Source organism: Paenibacillus sinopodophylli (genome assembly GCF_005930355.1).
Taxonomy (GTDB): Bacteria; Bacillota; Bacilli; order Paenibacillales; family Paenibacillaceae; genus Pristimantibacillus; species Pristimantibacillus sinopodophylli.
Map to the genome: position 1 here is coordinate 1 of NZ_VDBO01000035.1, position 4,422 is coordinate 4,422.

The 4,422-nt window shown below is 37.5% G+C and carries 3 protein-coding genes and 1 pseudogene; all 4 read left to right on the forward strand.

Features of this window, described 5'->3' with window-relative positions:
* Positions 1-720: pseudogene (locus FGT79_RS31470) on the forward strand (hypothetical protein); the annotation flags it as partial.
* 10 nt (positions 721-730) lie between these two features.
* Positions 731-1,237 (forward strand): hypothetical protein, encoded by a 507-nt coding sequence (locus FGT79_RS30440; RefSeq protein ID WP_138756569.1) that lies wholly within the window; start codon positions 731-733, stop codon positions 1,235-1,237.
* Between the two features lie 943 nt (positions 1,238-2,180).
* Positions 2,181-3,311: a copper amine oxidase N-terminal domain-containing protein gene (locus tag FGT79_RS30445; protein ID WP_138756570.1), complete on the forward strand. Its 1,131-nt coding sequence runs from the start codon at positions 2,181-2,183 to the stop codon at positions 3,309-3,311.
* Between the two features lie 27 nt (positions 3,312-3,338).
* Positions 3,339-4,422: hypothetical protein (locus FGT79_RS30450; RefSeq protein WP_138756571.1), on the forward strand; the 1,084-nt coding region annotated here is incomplete at its 3' end.

The following is a 4,422-nucleotide window of genomic DNA, read 5'->3' on the forward strand; positions in this document are numbered from 1 at the left end:
TATTATATAGGTGTGCTGTTTGCAGGATTGGTGTTTTCAAGAGTAGTACCAAAAATCCCTGGACTACCGGGTAAAGGGAATAAGGATAAACCAGAGAGTGCTACCGGCCAAGGAAATGGTGGTACTCCTACGAATCCGAAGCCTAATCAATCGGCAGAAAAGCCGTCTGACAAGCCTTCGGAGAAGGGTAAAGAGACTGAGGGGACGGATAAAGTTCCACCTATTAAACCTATCGAACCACGGGGCGAACCAATAAAATTTATCCCTGGTTTCAAACAGGAAGAGATTGCATTAAAAACATATGAGAAATTAAGGGCATCAGGATTAGATATGCAGGAGATAGAAAAGTTCGCTCGAAATACCGGTTTAAGTTTAGAAAAAGCGATACAATTAAAGAAACATATGATATTGACTGAGCACATCAACTTAGTAGACACAATAAATGGGAAGTATTATTATAAAGGTTATTTTGATCCCGTAATTGACGTTGCTTATGGATGGGAGCAGGCATTAGTAAGAGAGTTGAATGAAGCGGAAAAAGCGTGGTTCAGGAAACTAGCTGACCATGAGCTAGCAGAAAGTAAACTGATGAAAGATGGATTACCTTATCGCGATATAAATGAATTCAATGGTGGTACGAAGAACGAAAGTACAAAGGGTGCTCACGAGTTGGCACCATCACAGCCTGGAGGTTTCCCAGGTTTCAAACCGAAAATTTGAGGTGATAGAAATGAATGTTAACTTTGAAAAGGCAAAGAAAAGGGTGCGAAATATTAATTGGGAAATAAGGGATTATGATAAACCTTCCCACGCTGTTTTAGTAACTGAGTTTATTAGAAGGGGTAATATTTTTTTAGATTCTAATTCCATAGGTGATAACAGGCGTGCAATTTTTAATGCAGTTGAAATTGTTCAGTTTGATGTACCAAGTCATATAAAGGAGAATTACATTGAACAAGACAATTTTAATATTGACTGGGTTGTTGAATACCTTTGTACTTACTATATTGACTGGGCATATGCAGTTGACCAAGAATTACCTATTGCATTGATGTTTCATGATTTATATGATCCAATAATTAAACTTTTTGAGAGGGGCGGAAGAATCGGCTACCACCATAATGAATTAATATGCGGTACACGTGGATGGCCGCGAAACTCTGGGGCAATTACTAAAGAACTACTGTCACAAGACATAAGTGATGAGGCCCTTAATGCTCTTGATGCGAACAGTTAGGTTCTAAAAATACGAATAATTTAGTTATTTTCCTAAGTTACCATTAGTTCAGTTTATAAAATAATTAGTTAATTATACGCCACAATGCGAGCTAGCGTCGTGTTGTAGTTCTATTTTTATCCGCTGCTATATGCTAAAAAAATAATCATACAAGTGGCGACCTATTTCAAAAATGCCTCACCCAGTAGCGAATGAACCCATCATTATAACAGTAACACTTCTAACCCATGTAATACCCGTATAAAGATTTAAACATTTTGTTCGTACAGTAATGCTCGAAAAGTATAACCTAATTAACGCTTAGGAGCTACATAGAACAGGTCGATTATGGTCAGATACTACCATGATTGATCTGTTTTTTGTTTCTTTGTTTATTTGGCTCCTCAATATGTGAGTATTTCTTAGCAGGGTAGACACAGAAAAAGTCATTTTCAGTTGTTAGTATAATGCCCTAAATCATCGTGAAAATTTGTGTAGGTTGAATTTATAACAGCTTTTTTAGCCTCAGCGTTAGTCGTATGTCTTTAATTCATGATTGTTTATACAGATTTTCTTGGTCTCCTCTATTTAGGAAAAGGTCAAAATGTATTTCTGAATAGTTAACTTGCCTCATACTTGTCAATAGACTTTGTGAATGATAGGTATATTTCATCTATTTCATGCGTGTATACCTTATTTTGAAAACATAGGAAGTAGAAAGGCTATTGTAAGCCTATATCCTTCAGATTAATTCAATCTTAAAGGAAATGATTAGTCGAATAGTCCCGACATTTGTCGTTATTATGTGTATGAAATAGGAATAATGTGCTAAAATTGTCGTAGTCATGGTTTGGAAGGAATTACATATAGACAGTAGAGATGACATTTGAAAGCATACCAATTCGCTAGCGATACCAATTAAGCAACGAAAAACCAAACATATTATAAGGGAGAAGATGAAACGATGTATAAGAAGATTATTGGAGCAATGGTAGCGGTCAGCATGGTGATCGGTGGTACATCAGTGATGGCATCCCCTGGTAAAGATCTTCGTATCTTACCTATCATTGTTAATGGTCACAAGGTTCAATTTCCAGATACGGAGCCCTATATCGACACGAATGGAAGAACGATGGTTCCCGTTCGATTTGTGTCGGAGAAATTAGGTGGGGATGTGACATGGGACGTCGCTACAAAAACCGTAGGAATTAAGTACAAAGGAAAGAACATCACGCTTCCAGTAGGTTCAAAGACTGTAAGTATCGATTCAACGATGATTGAGTTGGATACAACTGCAGAAATGTACGAAGGTCGTACAATGGTTCCTCTTCGTTTTGTGAGTGAGGCTATGGAATCGAAAGTAAGCTTCGATCAAGGTGCTCATTCTGTACTTGTAAGCGATACTATATTTCTCTCTAAAGTAAAAGAAGGTTCTATCAAATTAGATCCTTGGGGACGACAGTTGAGTGGTGCGATTTCTTCGGAGTGGAATAAATTATCGGACTTGCCTGCTTCTTTCTATAATATTAAGAAAGTCGACAGCTACATTTCTAATAAAGAGTACTTCGAGGTTAAAGATGGATTCTCAGAAAAGAAGTATATTGATGAATGGGCAGAGCATGCTCGTCAGTATTATGGTACTATGCTTAATGTTAATTACAAAACACTCAATGCAGATGTTTTTGCTAAGTCTTTAGTTTCCAATATGGAAAATCGAGGGGATTATTTCAGAGCAGAAGCGACTAGAGGATTTAAAGAATTTGCTGCATGGGCAAAAACAAACAAGTTAGTAACAAAAGGCTATGCTGATCCAGAAGGTTCTATGACAAGATACGAAAATGGTAGATCTATTCTAAGAACTTATTTCAAGTTTATGATAGTATCTGCAACAGACACGTCTCAGACTTTTATGGATAACTATAACGTATCTGCGAACTCGGATTCTTATAAATTAAAATTAGGAGTTTGGTACGGAGGATACAGTGATGTAGCTCTAGACTCTAACGCAGCAAATATGCAATGGACCCGACTTAGCTTATCTTCTTCTGAAAATATGTTTACAAAGGGAAGATATAGTTATTCGGTTCTTAAGTAATAATTAGTATTCACAAGGAGTGTAGGCATGAAAAGATCAATTAGCTATATTATGCTTATTGTCATATTAGTTACCACATTATTATCTTCTGTAGGACGAATAACCGTCTCAGCTGTAGAAATAGGCGCGGATGTTGATGGGCAAAAACAAGGTATTCACTTTGTTACACCTAAAGAGGCTGCCGATGTAAAAATAGGGGGTAAATATGATGTAGTAGAAGGAGATCTGATATTCATCTCCATAAATCAAAAAGCCCAATCTGGCATTAAGTATCAGACTGCTGGTTGGATAGTCAGGAAGACTCGCGTTTGTTCTGATAGAGACAATCAGACCGATGCTAGCAAGCTGACTGCTACTTGTTCACCTGCTGCAGATGGTAAAATTTTAGAATTACCTAAAGATGCTTTTAAAGAATTTAAACCTGAAGAGTATCCGGTTGCTGGACAACCTATGCATGTAAAGAATGTAGTCACTATGAAAGCAGATAAGTTTGAAGAGATTCTTAAAAAAGAATCTACCTTCTTGGGTACTCAAAATGGGGATACACTTTACTTTAATACAATTATGCAAGTTAATCGTTATGACATTCTACAGTTCCCCGTACATAAGACTTTACAAGGTATACGATCAGCAGAGTTTTGGGCAAATAAATCAGGATTCCGACAATACTATGATATGCCTGTTGAATTTGTAGGGGGCACCGAGAACGCAATCATAAAGAAAAGATTAGCGAGTAATATGACTACGCAGTTAGAAGATGATGTTACTGATGACAATGGCGGTAAGGGTTACAAGCTCGGCAAACCTATTAAACAAGTAGTGATACCGGATAAGCTGGTATCCTCCAAAACGAACAAAGAATACAAGTTAGCGTGCTCCTTTGTACGAACTACAGGAAAACCCTTACCATCAGGGTGTGATGATACTGGAGGATCTCCTTATTTTGTAAGGGCTGATAATGTTCTAACTAGACAGCCTACAATGGATATGGGCGGTATAGAAATCTTTGAACTCTACAAGGAAACAGATGTCCCTTCAGATTGTAACTGCAGCCAAGCCATATTCATCCCTGAACAGAGCACAATAGGTGGCAAGGTGGAAACGTCCAAGA